Origin of the sequence: Paracoccus niistensis (genome assembly GCF_042432925.1) — a bacterium.
GTDB classification, from domain to species: domain Bacteria; phylum Pseudomonadota; class Alphaproteobacteria; order Rhodobacterales; family Rhodobacteraceae; genus Paracoccus; species Paracoccus niistensis.
Window position 1 is genome coordinate 1 of the sequence record NZ_JBHLWE010000081.1, and the last position, 875, is coordinate 875.

Annotated in this window: 1 protein-coding gene; it reads left to right on the forward strand. The window is 71.3% G+C overall.

Annotated features, from left to right (window positions below; genetic code table 11):
• A partial coding sequence (locus ACFFII_RS17710) for a phosphohexomutase domain-containing protein (protein WP_512700629.1) occupies window positions 1–875 on the forward strand: 875 nt, incomplete at both ends.

Sequence of the window (875 nt, forward strand, 5' to 3'; positions counted from 1 at the left end):
ACCAACGGGCACCGGGTGGTGATCGGCAAGGACACGCGGCTCTCGGGCTACATGCTGGAAAACGCGCTGACGGCAGGGCTGACCTCGACCGGCATGAACGTGCTGCTGCTGGGGCCGGTGCCGACGCCCGCCGTGGGCTATCTCACGCGGTCGATGCGGGCGGATGTGGGCATCATGATCTCGGCCAGCCACAACCCGGCCGAGGACAACGGCATCAAGTTCTTCGGCCCCGACGGCTTCAAGCTGTCCGACGAGGCCGAGGCCGAGATCGAGGCGATCCTGTCGGCCGAGATCCCGCTGGCCGCGCCCGCCCAGATCGGCCGGGCCAAGCGGATCGACGACGGGCGCGGGCGCTATGTCGAATATGCCAAGACCACCTTCCCGCAGGGCCAGCGGCTGGACGGCCTCAAGGTCGTGATCGACTGCGCCAACGGCGCGGCCTATCGCGCCGCCCCCGAGGTGCTGTGGGAGCTGGGCGCCGAGGTGATCCCGCTGGGGGTGGACCCGGACGGCTTCAACATCAACGACGGCGTGGGCTCGACCCATCCGCAGGCCGCGGCGGCGGCGGTGCTGGAACATGGCGCGCATCTGGGCATCAGCCTGGACGGCGACGCCGACCGGGTGATGATCATCGACGAGACCGGCGCCGTGGCCGACGGCGACCAGATCATGGCGCTGCTGGCGGGCCGCTGGGCCGACGCGGGCCGGCTGCGCGGCGGCGCGCTGGTCGCCACGGTGATGTCGAACCTCGGGCTTGAGCGCTTCCTGACCGGCCGCGGGCTGCGGCTGGAACGCACCGCCGTGGGCGACCGCTATGTGGTCGAGCGGATGCGGGGCGCGGGCTTCAACCTGGGCGGCGAGCAGTCGGGCCATAT